The following is a 15397-nucleotide window of genomic DNA, read 5'->3' as shown; positions in this document are numbered from 1 at the left end:
TTTAGTGCGGTGAAATTTCGGCCATCGGGCCCCAGTCGGAGGCGTCCTGGACGTTGATGATCTGCGGGTTGTCGCTGAGGTAGGCACCCAGGTTCTCGACCGCCCACTTGAAGTGGTCGGAGCCGACGTGCGCGACGGCCGCGTCCTGGCCGTCGAAGCCTTCGACCAGCACGTACGTGTTCTTGTCCTCGATGCTGCGGGACCACTCGAAGAACCGGTTGCCGGCCTCCGCGCGGGTGTTCGCGGTGTAGTCCCCGACGATGTCCGGCCAGGAGTCCGCGTACTCGGGCTTCACCGGCCACTTGACCACGATGAAAATCATGCGCTCAACGGTAGGCCAAGACCCCGGCCGCAACTGTCTCAAGTTGAGGCAGTTCGCCGTAGGGTTCAGGAAGCGCGCGGAAGACGTCGCCCGGGCGGGGCGGATTCGAGCCACGAGAGGAAGCCCGTCAGCGCACCAGGCCCCATCGCGATCTCGATCGCTTCCTGGGTCTCGGACTCGCAGCGCAGCACGATCGAGCCCTCGGGCACGGCGTAGGCCTCGGTGCCGGACGGGTCGCGGCGGTCGGCGATCTGCATGCTCTCGCGCTGGAAGACGCGGTCGGCGCCGGTCCGCAGGCTCCACACGCGGTACCAGACGAACTCGTCACCCTCGTAGCGGCCCAGCCCCAGGTGCCAGCTGGACCGCGGGCTGTCCGGACGCCACCGCAGCGCGACGCTGACGCCGCCACCGCGGCGCATCCGGATCCACCGCTGGCCGTACCAGGCGGCCAGCACCGCGAGCACGATCAGGAGCCCTGCTACGACCACGGTGATCTTCACGGCCCGGCTCCTGCCCGTCTCGCGCTCAGGCCGTCTGGCCCGCTGCGCGGAGCTGGGCCGAGGCCCTCGCCCGCTCGGTCTCGTCGTCCCCGGTCAGGGCCGCCTTTGCCGCTTCCACGTCGATCTCGTCGGAGAGCTCGGCGCTCTCGGCGAGGATGCTCACCCCGGTACCGGTCACAGAGAGGAACCCGCCGTGCACGGCCGCGCACACCGTCTCACCGTCGGTGGTCGTCACCTTGACCACGCCACCCTCGACCAGCTGCCCGAGCACGGGTTCGTGACCGGCCATGATGCCGATCTCACCCTCGGTGGTCTGGGCCACCACGAAAGTGGCAGTACCCGACCAGAGACGGCGCTCGACGGCCACCAGCTCCACGGACATCTCAGCCACGTAGCACTCCTTAACTCGGGGTGTTGCCACCGAGTGTAATAGGTCTGTCTCCCGCTATGAGAACGGCGGGGGCCCAGGTCCACAATGGACACAGCCCCCGCCGTCGTCAGGACGTCACTTCTTGGTGATTTCCTTGTACTTCTTCTCGAGGTCCTCGAGGCCACCGATGCCCAGGAACGCCTGCTCCGGGTAGTGGTCGAAGTCACCCTTGGTGATGCGGTCGAACGACTCGATGGTCTCCGACAGCGGCACCGTCGAGCCCGGGATCTGCGTGAACGCCTCGGCGACCAGCATGTTCTGCGACAGGAACCGCTCGATGCGGCGCGCGCGCTGAACGGTCAGCTTGTCCTCTTCCGAGAGCTCGTCCATACCGAGGATCGCGATGATGTCCTGCAGCTCCTTGTACTTCTGCAGGATCCGGATGACCTCGGAGGCGACGCGGTAGTGGTCCTCACCGACGATGGCCGGGTCGAGGATCGTCGACGTCGACGCCAGCGGGTCCACCGCCGGGAAGATGCCCTTCTGGAACACCGACCGGGAGAGCTCGGTGGTGGCGTCCAGGTGGGCGAACGTCGCGGCCGGGGCCGGGTCGGTGTAGTCGTCCGCGGGGACGTAGATCGCCTGCATCGAGGTGATCGACCGGCCTCGGGTCGAGGTGATCCGCTCCTGCAGCTGCCCCATCTCGTCGGCCAGCGTCGGCTGGTAACCCACGGCCGACGGCATGCGGCCCAGCAGGGTCGACACCTCCGAGCCGGCCTGGGTGAACCGGAAGATGTTGTCGATGAACAGCAGCACGTCCTGGTTCTGGACGTCGCGGAAGTACTCCGCCATGGTCAGCGCGGACAGCGCGACGCGCATACGCGTGCCCGGCGGCTCGTCCATCTGGCCGAAGATGAGGGCGGTGTCGTTGATGACGCCGTCCTCGGACATCTCCAGGAAGAGGTCGTTGCCCTCACGGGTGCGCTCGCCGACCCCGGCGAACACCGACGTACCACCGAAGTTCCGGGCGACGCGGGTGATCATCTCCTTGATGAGCACCGTCTTGCCGACGCCGGCACCACCGAACAGGCCGATCTTGCCACCCTGGACGTACGGGGTGAGCAGGTCGACGACCTTGAGGCCGGTCTCCAGCATCTCGGTCTTGCCCTCGAGCTGGTCGAAGGACGGCGCACTGCGGTGGATGCCCCAGCGCTCGAGGTCCTCGCCGTAGCCGGGCTCGTCGAGGCACTCGCCGAGGGCGTTGTAGACGTGGCCCTTGACCTTGTCGCCGACCGGGACCGTGATCGGGCCGCCGGTGTCGGTGACCTCCGCGCCGCGCACCAGGCCGTCCTGCGGCTGCAGGGAGATGGTGCGGACGAGGTTGTCGCCCAGGTGGCTGGCGACCTCGAGGGTCACCGTCTTGCGCAGCTGCTCGAACTCGATCTCGACCTTGAGCGCGTTGAACTGGTCGGGCACGGAACCGCGCGGGAACTCGACGTCGACGACCGGACCGGTCACCGACACGATGCGCCCCTTGGCGCGCGGGGCTTCAGTACTGGTCATCAATCATCACTTCCTGCTGCGGTGAGCGCGTTCGCGCCACCGACGATTTCGGAGATCTCCTGGGTGATCTGCGCCTGGCGGGCCTGGTTCATCTCCCGCGTCAGGTTCCCCACCAGCTCGTTCGCGTTGTCCGAGGCAGCCTTCATCGCGGTCCGGCGGGCGGCCAGCTCGGACGCCGCGGACTCGAGGAAGGCGGCGTAGAGCCGCGTGTTGATGTACTTCGGCAGCAGCGAGTCCAGCAGCTTGTCGGCACTCGGCTCGAACTCGTAGCTGGGAAGCAGCTCGCCGGGCTCCGGCTTCTGCTCCTCGTCCGTGTACTCGACCTCGAGCGGCGCGACGCGCTTGGCGGTCGGCCGCTGCGTCAGCATCGACACGAACTCGGTGTAGACGATGTGGATCTCGTCGACACCGGCGATGCCGTCGGCGTTGCCGTGCTCGTCGTCGGCACCGGCCATGAACGACTGGACCAAGGCCTCACCGGCCGCCACCGCGGCGCCGTAGTTCGGCTGGTCGGAGAAGCCCGTCCAGCTGTCCTCGACCGGGCGGTTGCGGAACCGGTAGTAGTTCAGGCCCTTGTTGCCCGTGACGTAGACCTGGGGTTCCTTGCCCTCCGAACGCAGGAGGGCGAGCAGCTCTTCGGTCGCGCGCAGCACGTTGGAGTTGTACCCACCGCACTGGCCCTTGTCACTGGTCACGACCAGGACGGCGGCCCGCTTCGGGTTCGGGCGCTCGACCAGCAGCGGGTGGTCGAGGTTGGCCGCCGCACCGGCCAGCGCCGAGAGCACCTTGGTGATCTCGTCCGCGTACGGCCGGGAAGCGGCGACCTTCGCCCGCGCCTTCGTGATGCGCGCGGTGGCGATGAGCTCCATCGCCTTGGTGATCTTGCCGATCGACTTGGTCGCCTTGATGCGCGACCGGAGTTCCCGGAGTTGTGCGGCCATGAGCTATCAGCTCACTTCTTCGGGGCGGGCTTGTTGACCTTGACGGTCTCGTGCCCGACCTTGTCGGCGTCCATCGCGTCGGCGTCCGCCTCGACCAGGGACTTGCCCTCGGAGGTGGTGAACTCCTTCTTGAACTCGTTCACCGCTTCGACCACGGCTTCGCGGGTCTCCTGCGGGAACTTGCCCGACTCGCGGATGCCCTTGATCAGGTCGGCGTGCTTGCGGCGGGCCGAGTCGATGAACTCGTGGTTGAACCGGCGGACGTCCTCGGTCGGGACCGAGTCGTAGTGCCCGTTCGTGCCCAGGTACACCGTGAGGACCTGCTCCTCGACCGGGATCGGCGAGTACTGCGGCTGCTTGAGCACCTCGTACAGCCGGGCACCGCGCTCGAGCTGCGCCTTGGAGGCGTCGTCGAGGTCCGAGGCGAAGGCCGCGAAGGCCTCCAGCTCGCGGTACTGCGACAGGTCGATGCGGAGCGAGCCCGCGACGTCCTTCATCGCCTTGACCTGCGCGGCACCACCCACGCGGGACACCGAGATGCCCACGTCGATGGCCGGGCGCTGGCCGGCGTTGAACAGGTCCGACTGGAAGAAGCACTGGCCGTCGGTGATCGAGATGACGTTGGTCGGGATGTAGGCCGACACGTCGTTCGCCTTGGTCTCGATGATCGGGAGACCGGTCAGCGAGCCGGCGCCCAGCTCGTCCGACAGCTTCGCGCAGCGCTCCAGCAGGCGGGAGTGCAAGTAGAAGACGTCGCCGGGGAACGCCTCGCGGCCCGGCGGGCGGCGCAGCAGCAGCGAGATCGCGCGGTAGGCGTCGGCCTGCTTGGTCAGGTCGTCGAACACGATGAGGACGTGCTTGCCCTCGTACATCCAGTGCTGGCCGATGGCCGAGCCTGTGTACGGCGCGATCCACTTGAAGCCGGCCGAGTCCGACGCGGGGGCCGCGACGATGGTGGTGTACTCCAGCGCGCCGGCGTCCTCGAGGGACTTCTTCACGGCGGCGATCGTGGAGCCCTTCTGGCCGATCGCGACGTAGATGCAGCGAACCTGCTTCTTCGGGTCGCCGGTCTCCCAGTTGGCCTTCTGGTTGATGATCGTGTCCACGGCGACGGCGGTCTTGCCCGTCTTGCGGTCACCGATGATCAGCTGGCGCTGGCCACGGCCGATCGGCGTCATCGCGTCGATGGCGGTGATGCCGGTCTGCAGCGGCTCCGACACCGGCTGGCGCTCGACCACCGAAGCGGCCTTCAGCTCCAGCGCGCGGCGGTCGGTGGTCTCGATGTCGCCGAGGCCGTCGATCGCCTGGCCCAGCGGGTTGACGACGCGGCCGAGGTAGCCGTCGCCGACCGGCACCGACAGGACCTGGCCGGTGCGCTTGACCTGCTGGCCCTCTTCGATGCTTTCGAAGTCACCGAGGATCGCGGCACCGATGGAGCGCGCGTCCAGGTTCAGTGCGACGCCCAGGACGCCGCCGGGGAACTCGAGCAGCTCGTTGGCCATGGCCGAGGGCAGGCCCTCGACGTGGGCGATGCCGTCACCGGCGTCCACCACGGTGCCAACTTCTTCCCGGCTCACGTCCGGGGCGTAACTCGAGACGTAGTTCTCGATCGCGCTACGGATCTCATCCGAGGAGATCGTCAGCTCGGCCATGTCTTTCCCGCTCTCGCTTCGTTCTTGCCAGTATGCAAAGTCTTGTGTGACCTGGGGCTATGCCCGGGCCAGCCGCCTGCGCAGCGCCGCGAGCTGCCCCGCCGCGCTCCCGTCGATGACCTCGTCGCCGACGCGGACGACGAGGCCGCCGCCGAGCCGGGGGTCGATCTCGACGTGCAGCGCGATCGGCCGCCCGTAGAGGGCGTCGAGCTTCGCGCCCAGCTGGGCGGTCTGCTCGTCGGACAGGGCGTTCGCGCTGGTCACGTAGGCCACCGAACGCTCACGCCGCTCCGCGGCCAGCTTCACCAGCTTGTCGAGCCCGATGCCGACGCCGCGGCCCTTGGCCCGGCGCACGACCTGCTCGACGAGGGTCTCGGTGACCACGTCCACCTTGTCGGCGAACAGCCCGCGCACCAGCGCGCGCTTCGCGTCGGCGGAGCCGGTCAGGTCCGACAGCGCCTTCTCGAGCTCGGGGTGGTTGGCCACGACCCGCGAGACCTGGAAGAGCTGGGACTCGACGGTGTCGACGTTCCCGGTCTTCTCCGCCGAGGTGAGCAGGGCCGAGCGACCGAGCGACTCGAGGCCGTCGGTCAGCTCGCGGGGGCTGGACCAGCGGCTGCCCGCCACGGCGTCGAGCACCTTCAGAGCCGGTTCGGACAGCTTGCCGTCGAACAGCCGGCGCACCAGCCCGGTGCGCGCCTCCGGCGTCGCCGAGGCGTCGCTCACTGCCCGGCGCAGGCCGATCTCCCGGTCCAGCAGGTCGACGACCGAGAGCAGCTCGTCGCCGACCGTGGCCGCGTCGGCTCCCGCGTCGGCCAGAACCTCGCCGAGGCGTTCCTCGGCGAGGCCGAGCGCTTCACGGCTCGCAGCATGCAGCGTCATCTCTGGTTACTTCCCCGCTCCGTTGGAGGCACCGGCGGTCTCCAGCTCCGCCAGGAACCGGTCGACGGTGCCGCGGCGGCGCGCCTCGTCCTCGAGCGACTCGCCGACGATGCGGCTGGCCAGCTCGACGGCGTTGCGGCCCATGTCGGCCCGCAGCTCCGCGATGATCTGCGCCTTCTGGGCCTGCAGCTGGGCCTGGCCCTGGGCGACGATGCGCTGGGACTCGGCCTCCGCCTCGGCCCGCAGCTCCGCCTTGATCTGCTCGGCTTCGAGCCGGGCGTCGTCGCGGATCTTCGCGGCCTCGGACCGGGCCTCCTGCAGCTGGGCCTTGTACTTGGCCAGCGCCTCTTCGGCCTCGGCCTGGGCCCGCTCGGCCTTCTCGATGCCTCCCTCGATCTTCTGCGCACGCTCTTCGTACGCGGCCTCGAAGCGAGGGACGACGTACTTCTTGAGGATGAACAGCAGGATCAGGAAGGCGACGATGCCGAGGATCAGTTCCGACCACTCCGGAACGATCGGGTTGTGAACTTCGCCCTCTGCTGCGAGGACCAAGGCACTGTTCAGCACGGCGTCTCCTTAAGCGAGATGAGCGTGACTCAGCCTGCGGAGGCGATGAAGTAGATGACGATGCCGATCAGGGCGAGCACCTCGGTCAGAACGAAGGTCGAGAAGCCGATGCCCTGCAGCTTGCCCTGCGCCTCCGGCTGGCGGGCGGTGCCGTTGATGACGGCGGCGAAGATCAGACCCACACCGATGCCCGGGCCGATCGCGCCCAGGCCGTAACCGATGGCGGCGAGGCCGGGGTTGATGTTGACGGCCTGCTCCGCGGCCTGGGCCAGAACGATGTTGCTCACGTGCATTTCCCTTCACTTCGGTCCACGCGCTCGCGTGGATCGGGGGCTTGTGTTCTCAGTGCTCCGACGCCAGCGCGGCGCCGATGTACCCGGCCGACAGCAGGGCGAAGATGTAGGCCTGCAGCACCTGGATGAAGGCCTCGAGGAACGTCATCGCGATGGCGAACAGCCACGCCACCAGGGAAACCGGCTTCAACGCCCAGCCCGAGGTCTCGGTCAGCAGGAAGGTGCCCCCGAGGGTGAACACCGCCAGGATCAGGTGACCCGCGAACATGGCGGCGAAAACACGGATGGCGAGCGTGAGCGGGTTGAGGAGGAACTTCTCCGCGAACTCGATCAGCGCGAAGAGCGGCAGCACCGGGCCCGGCACGCCCGGCGGCGCGAGTTCCTTCTTGAAGTACCCCTTGAAACCGTGCCGCTTGAACCCGACGTAGTGGTACACCGGGTAGACGACGAGGACCGACAGGGCGAGCGGGAAACCGAACCGCGCCATGGTCGGGAACTGCAGGACGGGGATGATCCCGTAGAGGTTGTTCACCAGGATGAAGGTGAACAATGCGAAAACGAGCGGCACGAACGGCTTGAAGTCTTTCGACCCGATCTGTTCGCGCGCGATGTTGTTGCGGCTGAAGTCGTAGATCGACTCCGCGACGAACTGCCCCTTGCCCGGCACGACCTGCAGCTTGCGGGTCGCCAGCAGGAAGTACGAGGCGATGATGACAACCGAAAGCACGACGAGCAGCATCGGCTTGGTGACTCCGCCGAACAACGCCGGCAACTCGAAGCTTTCGGCGCCGGGCGGCGCGAACGTCGCACCCTCGGCCAATACCAGCGCGCCCACTGGGCTCCTTCCGGTTCTCCCGGCCGGCGTTCACTCCGCCGGGGGAATCGTCACGATCTGGACTTAACGTACCCGATACGTATCGGGACGTCGGAGGCGGCTGCCCCACCGTGCGCTGAACACGGCTTCACGTTCTGCACACGGGGTTGTCTCGCGTGAACACTGCCCTGCGGTCTACTTCGGACCAGCGGCCGGACGGCGGAACTACACGGTCGCCACACTGCTGATCGCGGTTCGTCTGAGGGAGTGCGCGGTCGAGGCCGCCACCCTTGACGCGGACCATACCAGCAGGTCAATCAGTGCCGGACAGGCGTACTCCTAACCAACCGATCAGCCCAGGACTTAGGTCCCGGGTCGTCCCGGGACCCAGGTCCGGTGCACGCCGGGACCGGATCCGGAACGCCGCAGGCACCGGCTCCGGCGGGGTCCCGGTCACTGTCCGCACCCGCGCACGAAGGCGCACTTTTGTGGTCCCGATCACACTCAAGCGGCCGCACGCGGATGCACGAAGAGTAACGGAGGTCCGCGACGAAACGGACGGCGTCAGGACGGGATGATCGTCGGGATCTTGGTCTTGCGGAAGGCGGCGAACTCGGCCGCGGCGGCGAGCATGATGGCCACGATCATCGTGATGCCGAGCGACATCGGGTGCAGTGCGGTGACGCCCTTCAGCAGCGTCAGCGCCCCGAAGAGCAGGACGACCTTCACGACGTACCCGCCGAGCGCGATGACCATGACGAACATCGGGTCCTGGCCCGCGCTGAACTTCATCATGCCCAGCGTGGACAGCGACGCCAGCATCGCGAGCACCCCGCCGACGAGCGAGCCCAGGAAGCCGGGCAGTCCGTTGAGGATGCTGAACAGCGCGATGCACACCAGCACCGCGGGCGGGGTCACCAGCAGCGAGGCTTTCGTCATCGCGCGGGCCGCCTGCAGCACCACCTTGGCGTGCGGGTTCTCCTGCTCGTGCGTTTCGGCTTCGCTCACACTGGCTCCCTGCTCGGTTACCACCCGAGTGTAGAGAACCCGGCCGGTCAGGTGCCCGGCTGGTTGCGCGAGCGCAGCCGCGGGACGATCGAGACGACCACCGCGAAGACCAGCCCGATCCCGATGATCCACAGCGCCGCGGCGTCGTCGAACAGCGTCACCGACACCGCGCCGAAGGCGAGGATCCCGGCCCACAAGTAGATGAGCAGGACCGCGCGCCGCTGGGAGTGGCCGATCTCCAGCAGCCGGTGGTGGAGGTGCATCTTGTCGGCGGCGAACGGGCTTTCGCCGCGCCGGGTGCGCCGGACGACCGCCATGATCAGGTCGAGCATCGGCACGAACAGCACCGCCGCCACGACCACCAGCGGCGAGAGCAGCGCGATCGCGTCCTTGCCGCTGAACTGCGGGTACGGCACGCGCCCGGACGCCGACGTCGTCGCGCCGGCGAGCATCAGGCCGATCATCATCGAGCCGGAGTCGCCCATGAATATCTTGGCGGGCTGGAAGTTGTACGGCAGGAAGCCCAGACAGGCGCCGGCGAGCGTGGCCGCGATCAGCGCGGGCGGGTAGGTGCCGACGTCGCCGCCGGAGCTGTCGAGCAGGCCGAGCGAGAACGCGCAGGTGGCGGTGGCGGCGATGAAGCCGAGGCCGCCGGCCAGCCCGTCGAGGCCGTCGACGAAGTTCATCGCGTTGACCATGACGACGACCATCACGACGGTGAGCAGCGCGCCCTGGTTCTTGTCGAGCACCAGCACCGAGCCGAACGAGCCGCCGGTGCCGCCCCACGGCACCCAGAACGACACCCACTGCACGCCGAAGATGACCAGGATCCCGGCGCACATGACCTGGCCGGCCAGTTTCGTCCAGGCGTCGAGTTCGAACCGGTCGTCGAGCGCGCCGATCAGCGAGATCACGCCGGCGGCGAGCAGCACGCCGACCGAGTCGAACGAGGCGTCGAAGCCGTGCGACAGCGCGGGCAGCTGGTGGGCCAGGCCCATCGCGCCGGCGACGCCGAGGAAGATGCCGACCCCGCCCATCCGCGGGATCGGGGCGACGTGCACGTCGCGGGCGCGCGGGTTGGCGATCGCGCCGACGCGGATCGCGACCCGGCGCACGACGCCGGTGAGCAGGTAGGTCACGGCCGTCGCGGTCAGCGCGACGAGGATGTATTCCCGGATGGGGAGCAGACCGGATGTGGGCGGCACGGGGACGTCACGCTCGCGGGGTCGGGGTCACCCGCGACACGCTATCGTGTCGCGGTTTCCGTCGTGATCCGGCTTCAGGCCAAGGATTCCGCGGGCACACCGAGCACCTCCGCGATGGCCTCCTTGCCCACCGCGCCCTCGCGCAGCACGACGGGTTCGGTGCCGGTGAGGTCCACGATGCTCGACGCGACGGCCTCGCCGCTCGAGCCGCCGTCGAGGTACACCGCGACCGAGTCGCCGAGCTGTTCCTGCGCCTCCTGCGCGGTGCTGGCCGGAGGCCGCCCGGAGACGTTCGCGCTCGAGACGGCCATCGGCCCGACGTCGCGCAGCAGTTCGAGGGCCACGGGGTGCAGCGGCATCCGGAGCATCACGGTGCCGCGGGCGTCGCCGAGGTTCCACTGCAGGCTCGGCGCGTGCGGCAGCACGATGGAGAGGTCGCCGGGCCAGAAGGCTTCGATGAGCGCCCGGGCCTGCGGCGGCACGCCGAGCACCAGGCCGTCCACAGTGGACCACGAGCCGACGAGCACGCCGACGGGCATGTCCGGCCCGCGGTTCTTGGCACGCAGCAGCGCCTGGACGGCGCCGGCGTCGAAGGCATCGGCCCCGATCCCGTAGACGGTATCGGTCGGCAGGACGACGAGCCGGCTCGACCGGACCGCCCCGGCGGCGGCGGCCAGCCCATCGGCCCGGGTCTCCCGCTTGCTGCAGTCGTAGACCACGCTCATGGGCGCCAAGAGTAGTCCGGCCGTCCGCGGGCACGTTCGCCGCGTCACACCGGCTCGCAGCCTGTGCCCGGTCGTGGTGACCCTGGTCCGCTTCGGCGGGTTTGCGGGGAGCTGTTCCGGGGTGGGCGCTGCGGCGGCTGGGCGGGCCGAGCTTTGCGGGCGGCGCGCGTGCGGACGGTCCAGCGGCCCCGGCCAGGCTTCGCTGCCGTCGCGGGCTGCACGCGGCCCGGCGTCTTGGGGGCGCCCCCGTTTTCCACGTTACCGGCGACCACACGCCCGCCGCGGGGGTGACAACCGGCCAGACTTTCGTCGTGGGGCAAGCGGGTAAACCTCGCCGCGAGGCAGAACCGCGACAGCGGGGCTCAATACGGTCGATCTTCGGGAACCACCACCCCCGTGGGTTCCCAGTGAAGGAGCCGCACATGCGCCCCAGAACCCCGAAAGCGCTCGCCCTGCTCGCCGCCGTTGCCGTTCTGTCCGGGCTCGGTGCCGGGACCGCGTCGGCGGAGCCGCTCACCCGTGGCTGGCCCGCCCCGATCGATGCCGCGCGCTGGGAGAACCAGGACCACATGACCTGGTCCGACTACCGCAAGGTCCCCGGTACCAACTGGGCCGACCCCACCCTGAAACCCACCCAGCGCACCTTCAAGGGCGCCGTCGTCCTCGCCGACTACCCGGATCAGGACTTCGTCGTCACGAAGCCGGCGAACTCGACCGTGTTCGGCAACCCCGCGCCCACCGCCGCGAACATCCCGCGGGCCGATGTCGCCCGGTACTACCAGGACTTCCTCAACAAACCCGAAGCCCTCAACAACGGCCACACCATCAACGAGTACTGGATGGAGGACTCCGGCGGCCGGTTCGGCGTGCAGCTGACCGCGTTCGGGCCGTACCGGATGCCCGGGAAGTCCTACGAGTACGGCATGGAGTTCCAGCCGAGCGCCTGCCCGCCCGGCGCGAACTGCGCCCGTGACATCCGCAAGGACGCCGGGGACGCCTGGCGCGCCGAGGTCGGCGACACCGCGAACCAGTTCGACTTCGTCTTCTACCTCTCCGCCGGCCAGGACGAAAGCTCGACCTGGCAGGAGTTCGGCGAAATGAAGTTCGGCACCAAGGAGAACGTGCCCGACAGCTTCGGGCCACCCAACCACGACCTGCCCAACTACGCGGCCACCCGGTACGTGCCGTGGACGTCGTGGGCGTCGGCGGCCAGCATCTGGCCGAACGCCCAGAACGGCAGCTCGGTGCAGGCCGAGAGCTCGGGCCAGTCGACCTACGCCCACGAGTTCAGCCACATCCTGGGCATCGGCGACAACTACAACAACCCGTTCGGCGTCCCGCCGTCCCGCAGCTACAGCGGGCCGTGGGACATGCTGTCGCGCGGCACGTTCAACGGGCCCGGCGGCCCGCACACCCGCTGGCAGATCCCGGCGACGCAGGGCAGTTCGATGGGCGCCCAGCACCAGCTGCGCAACAAGCTGAAGCTCGGCATCGTCGACCCGGCGGACGTGCTCCAGCTCGACCGCGACGAACTGGCGAAGACCGGCCCGGTCACGGCCCGGCTGACGGCCCGCGAGACCGAAGCGCAGCCCGGCGCGTTCACCGGCCTGAACATCAAGCTCACCGGCGGTGACAAGGCACCGAAGTGCGACCGGGCGACCGACCCGTTCTGCGACGGCGGCGGCTACGACAATTACACCCTCGAGGTCGTCGACCGGATGGGCGCGGACTCCTTCACGCCCGACTCCGGCGTGCTGATCACGAAGACGAAGAACAAGGACAACGCCCCCTTCGACTGGGTGATCGACGCCAACCCGCAGGACATCGGCATCACCGACTACACGAAGCCGGACGGCACGCCGGTCAAGATCACCATCGGTGACTACCGCCAGCTCAACGACGCCCTGTTCAAGGCGGGCACCGAAGCGGCGAGCCCGTACGAGTACACCGACGAGGCCAACCGGCTGCGGTTCCTGATCACGGACCTGGCCCGCGACCGCCGCGGGATCCTGTCGTACTCGGTGACGGTGGCGTCCCTGGACGGCTCGGGCAGCCAGGCCCGCGGGGCGGCCCTGACCCCGGCCCTGCCGGCCATCGCCCGCGGCGGCCTGGCGACGTGCGACTTCGGCCTGCTCAACACGGGCGCGGCGCGCGGCGCGAAAGCCCCGTACGACAGCGACACCTACCGGCTGAGCGTGTCGACGGACGCGAAGGGCTGGGAGGTCAGGCTGCCGAACGAGCTGGCGACGGCGAAGTTCGGCGGCCACGTGAAGGTCCCGGCGTACGCGAAGCGCGGCCAGGGCGGCGACCTGGCGGCGCGGGTGAAGCTGACGGCGACATCGGTGAGCGACCCGTCGAAGACCGCGACGGCCAGCTGCACGGCGTTCGGCTTCTAGCGAGTGGCCCGGAGGGGTTGTGGACAACCTGGTCCGCGCCCCTCCGGGCTGCCCGGAACTGTCGGTGGCCGCCGGTAGCGTGGAAGACGGGGGGCGCCCCCGCCGGCTCGCTTCCGGCTGCGCCATCAGCCGTCAGCCGGCCACGAACTCCCGCAGGTCGGCAGCCAGTGCCGGGTCCTCGACCTCGTCGGCGACGAAGCCGACGACCCGCCTCAGCGACCCGCGGCTCGGCGGCCGGTCCAGGAACTCCAGGTCCGCTTTCCCCGGCGGGTCGACGACGAGGTCCCCCGCCACGGCTCAGCCCAGCCGGCGGGCGGTGACGAACCGCGCCCGGCCGGTCAGGTCCGCGTGGCCCTCGACGCCCGTCAGCACCCGGCGGGCCCGGACCAGGGCCGGAACCGCCGAACCGTGCGTGTCGTCGTGCTCGATCGCCAGGCCGCCGCCCGGGCGCAGCAGGCGGGCGCCCGCCGCGATCGCGTGGCGGATCACCGCCAGGCCGCTCTCCTCCGCGAACACCGCGCGCGGCGGGTCGTGCTCCGCGACCTCCGGCGGCACCGGCGTGCCCTCCGGGACGTACGGCGGGTTGCAGAGCACCAGGTCGACCAGGCCGTCGAGCTCGGCGAACATCGTCGGGTCGCCGATGTCGCCCGAATACAGGCGGATGGGGGTGTTGCCCGCGTCGGCGTGGACGTCGGCGTTGTGGCGGGCCCAGGCCAGGGCCTGTGGGTCGATGTCCACCGCGTAGACCACCGCGTCCGGGCGGGCGTGGGCCACCGCCAGGGCCAGCGCGCCGGAGCCCGTGCACAGGTCCACCACCACCGGGAACTCCCGGCCCTGCAGGAACTTGACCCCCCACTCGAGCAGCAGCTCGGTCTCCGGCCGCGGGACGAACACCCCGGCACCGACCGCGACCGTGATGTCGCCGAGCGCGGCCCAGCCGGTCAGGTACTGGAGCGGGATGCGCTTGGCGCGCTGCTGGACGAGCTGGCCGATGGCCTCGATGACCGGCGGGTCGACCAGCGGCACCATCGGCAGCCGGCCGCGTTCGACCCCGAGCACGTGCGCGGCGATCACCTCGGCGTCGAACCGCGGCGAGGCGACGCCCGCGCGCTCGAGAATCCGGGTGGCCTCGATGATGGCCAGGCGCAGCGGCTGCCGATTCACTCGTCGTCCTTCACCTCGTCGAGCCTGGCACACCAGGCGGAACTCCCCCGTGAGGACACGCGCCGGTCCTTCGGCGTCCAGCGTATCGAGGCACCGTCACGGTTTGGCCGACAACTACCCCGAGCCGGACGCGGCCGCCCGGGCTTGACCTTCACACCGATGTGAATGTCTAACGTCGGCGGCATGACCGGAGATTTCCTGGAAGCCGTGCTGCCGAACGAGCAGCCGGACCTCGACCCCGCCCGGCCCGCCGAGCTGGCCCGGGTCGCCGAAGACCTCGGCTACCGCGCCGCCTGGCTGCCCGACCACCTGCTGCCGCCCAGCCCCTACGGCGAGGTGTTCGGCGGGGTGTACGAGCCGCTGGTCACCCTCGCGCACATCGCCGCGCGGACCAGCCGGATCCGGCTCGGGACGTCGGTGCTGATCGTGCCGCTGCGGGAGCCGTTCGCGCTGGCCAAGCAGGTCGCGACGCTCGACCGGCTGACCGGCCACCGGTTCGACCTCGGCGTCGGCACCGGCTGGAACGAGCCGGAGTTCGCCGAGGTCGGCGCCGACTTCGGCACCCGGGGCCGGCGGACCGACGCCACCCTCGACCTGCTCGCCGAGCTGTTCCGCACCGGCCGCGGGCCCGGCGGCGGGTACTTCGCTCCCCGGCCGGTGGGCCCGGTGCCGATCACCGTCGGCGGCAACTCGGCGGCCGCGCTGCGGCGTGCCGCCCGGATCGGCACGACCTGGCAGAGCGCCGGCCTGTCCCCCGCCGAGTTCGGCGAGCGGGTCACGGCCCTGCGGCGGCTGGCCGGCGGGCGACCGGTCCGGGCGGCGGCGCGGGCGCAGTGGCGGGAGGACGCCCGGACGACCGCCGCCGACGTCCGCGCCTACCGGGACGCGGGGGCCGACGCCGTGGTCGTCCACTTCGGCGGCCACGAGGGCACCGAGAGCCGGATGGCCGGGCTGGCGGACGCGGCGGGCTGACCCCGGGTCCTGACGTGACGGTC

The 15397-nt window shown here is 69.8% G+C and carries 17 protein-coding genes; 2 read left to right on the top strand and 15 right to left on the bottom strand.

Annotation, left to right across the window (positions count from 1 at the left end):
- Nucleotide 1: 1 nt before the first annotated feature.
- The 13 genes from CCN39_RS10275 to CCN39_RS10215 form a co-directional block, all read right to left on the bottom strand.
- Nucleotides 2-322 (bottom strand): putative quinol monooxygenase, encoded by a 321-nt coding sequence (locus CCN39_RS10275; RefSeq protein ID WP_086840694.1) that lies wholly within the window; start codon nt 320-322, stop codon nt 2-4.
- Between the two features lie 65 nt (nt 323-387).
- Nucleotides 388-822 carry a DUF2550 domain-containing protein gene (locus CCN39_RS10270; RefSeq protein WP_086840692.1) on the bottom strand — a complete coding sequence of 145 codons (435 nt, stop codon included), beginning with the start codon at nt 820-822 and terminating at the stop codon, nt 388-390.
- A gap of 25 nt (nt 823-847) precedes the next feature.
- The gene (locus CCN39_RS10265; RefSeq protein ID WP_013229521.1) at nt 848-1213 is read right to left on the bottom strand and encodes a F0F1 ATP synthase subunit epsilon; all 366 of its coding nucleotides are present in this window, start codon (nt 1211-1213) and stop codon (nt 848-850) included.
- 114 nt (nt 1214-1327) lie between these two features.
- Nucleotides 1328-2755, bottom strand: coding sequence for a F0F1 ATP synthase subunit beta (atpD, locus tag CCN39_RS10260; RefSeq protein ID WP_086840690.1), 1428 nt, complete (start codon nt 2753-2755; stop codon nt 1328-1330).
- Nucleotides 2755-3696 carry a F0F1 ATP synthase subunit gamma gene (locus CCN39_RS10255; protein WP_086840688.1) on the bottom strand — a complete coding sequence of 314 codons (942 nt, stop codon included), beginning with the start codon at nt 3694-3696 and terminating at the stop codon, nt 2755-2757. Before CCN39_RS10255 ends, atpD begins: the two co-directional genes overlap by 1 nt.
- 11 nt (nt 3697-3707) lie before the next feature.
- Nucleotides 3708-5348, bottom strand: coding sequence for a F0F1 ATP synthase subunit alpha (gene atpA / locus CCN39_RS10250; RefSeq protein ID WP_086840686.1), 1641 nt, complete (start codon nt 5346-5348; stop codon nt 3708-3710).
- Between the two features lie 57 nt (nt 5349-5405).
- A complete protein-coding gene (locus CCN39_RS10245; protein ID WP_086840684.1) occupies nt 5406-6230 on the bottom strand; it encodes a F0F1 ATP synthase subunit delta in 825 nt (274 codons plus the stop codon).
- A gap of 6 nt (nt 6231-6236) precedes the next feature.
- Nucleotides 6237-6797 (bottom strand): F0F1 ATP synthase subunit B, encoded by a 561-nt coding sequence (locus CCN39_RS10240; RefSeq protein WP_086840682.1) that lies wholly within the window; start codon nt 6795-6797, stop codon nt 6237-6239.
- A 29-nt stretch (nt 6798-6826) separates the two neighbouring features.
- Nucleotides 6827-7084, bottom strand: a complete 258-nt coding sequence (locus tag CCN39_RS10235; RefSeq protein ID WP_043777226.1) for an ATP synthase subunit c family protein — start codon at nt 7082-7084, stop codon at nt 6827-6829.
- Nucleotides 7085-7139: 55 nt separating this feature from the next.
- On the bottom strand, nt 7140-7925 hold the full coding sequence (gene atpB / locus CCN39_RS10230) for a F0F1 ATP synthase subunit A (RefSeq protein WP_086840680.1): 786 nt from the start codon (nt 7923-7925) through the stop codon (nt 7140-7142).
- 543 nt (nt 7926-8468) lie between these two features.
- Nucleotides 8469-8912, bottom strand: coding sequence for a Cg1360 family ATP-synthase-associated protein (locus CCN39_RS10225; protein ID WP_086840678.1), 444 nt, complete (start codon nt 8910-8912; stop codon nt 8469-8471).
- Nucleotides 8913-8959: 47 nt separating this feature from the next.
- Entirely contained in the window at nt 8960-10117 is a 1158-nt protein-coding gene (locus CCN39_RS10220; protein WP_086840676.1) for a glycosyltransferase family 4 protein, read from the bottom strand.
- A 74-nt stretch (nt 10118-10191) separates the two neighbouring features.
- Nucleotides 10192-10842, bottom strand: coding sequence for an L-threonylcarbamoyladenylate synthase (locus tag CCN39_RS10215; protein ID WP_013229531.1), 651 nt, complete (start codon nt 10840-10842; stop codon nt 10192-10194).
- 422 nt (nt 10843-11264) lie between these two features.
- On the opposite strand from CCN39_RS10215, the gene CCN39_RS10210 reads away from it, so the two are divergent.
- Nucleotides 11265-13238 carry a M6 family metalloprotease domain-containing protein gene (locus tag CCN39_RS10210; RefSeq protein ID WP_086840674.1) on the top strand — a complete coding sequence of 658 codons (1974 nt, stop codon included), beginning with the start codon at nt 11265-11267 and terminating at the stop codon, nt 13236-13238.
- A gap of 132 nt (nt 13239-13370) precedes the next feature.
- On the opposite strand, the gene CCN39_RS50105 is transcribed toward CCN39_RS10210, so the two are convergent.
- Both CCN39_RS50105 and prmC read right to left on the bottom strand, forming a co-directional pair.
- A complete protein-coding gene (locus CCN39_RS50105; RefSeq protein WP_158104496.1) occupies nt 13371-13532 on the bottom strand; it encodes a hypothetical protein in 162 nt (53 codons plus the stop codon).
- A gap of 3 nt (nt 13533-13535) precedes the next feature.
- Nucleotides 13536-14402 (bottom strand): peptide chain release factor N(5)-glutamine methyltransferase, encoded by an 867-nt coding sequence (prmC, locus tag CCN39_RS10205; RefSeq protein WP_086840672.1) that lies wholly within the window; start codon nt 14400-14402, stop codon nt 13536-13538.
- Between the two features lie 183 nt (nt 14403-14585).
- On the opposite strand from prmC, the gene CCN39_RS10200 reads away from it, so the two are divergent.
- Entirely contained in the window at nt 14586-15374 is a 789-nt protein-coding gene (locus CCN39_RS10200; RefSeq protein ID WP_208630196.1) for a TIGR03619 family F420-dependent LLM class oxidoreductase, read from the top strand.
- Nucleotides 15375-15397: the final 23 nt, after the last annotated feature.

The organism is Amycolatopsis kentuckyensis, from assembly GCF_002155975.1.
Classification (GTDB): Bacteria; Actinomycetota; Actinomycetes; order Mycobacteriales; family Pseudonocardiaceae; genus Amycolatopsis; species Amycolatopsis kentuckyensis.
The sequence above is the reverse complement of the archived record's forward strand: the minus strand, read 5'-3'. Positions and strand labels throughout refer to the sequence as shown.

What these genes read in the sequence shown, in the direction of transcription:
- CCN39_RS10275 (WP_086840694.1), bottom strand. Translation starts at nt 322, where the DNA reads ATGATTTTCATCGTGGTCAAGTGGCCGGTGAAGCCCGAGTACGCGGAC.
- atpD (WP_086840690.1), bottom strand. Translation starts at nt 2,755, where the DNA reads ATGACCAGTACTGAAGCCCCGCGCGCCAAGGGGCGCATCGTGTCGGTG.
- CCN39_RS10255 (WP_086840688.1), bottom strand. Translation starts at nt 3,696, where the DNA reads ATGGCCGCACAACTCCGGGAACTCCGGTCGCGCATCAAGGCGACCAAG.
- atpA (WP_086840686.1), bottom strand. Translation starts at nt 5,348, where the DNA reads ATGGCCGAGCTGACGATCTCCTCGGATGAGATCCGTAGCGCGATCGAG.
- CCN39_RS10245 (WP_086840684.1), bottom strand. Translation starts at nt 6,230, where the DNA reads ATGACGCTGCATGCTGCGAGCCGTGAAGCGCTCGGCCTCGCCGAGGAA.
- CCN39_RS10215 (WP_013229531.1), bottom strand. Translation starts at nt 10,842, where the DNA reads ATGAGCGTGGTCTACGACTGCAGCAAGCGGGAGACCCGGGCCGATGGG.
- CCN39_RS10210 (WP_086840674.1), top strand. Translation starts at nt 11,265, where the DNA reads ATGCGCCCCAGAACCCCGAAAGCGCTCGCCCTGCTCGCCGCCGTTGCC.
- CCN39_RS10200 (WP_208630196.1), top strand. Translation starts at nt 14,586, where the DNA reads ATGACCGGAGATTTCCTGGAAGCCGTGCTGCCGAACGAGCAGCCGGAC.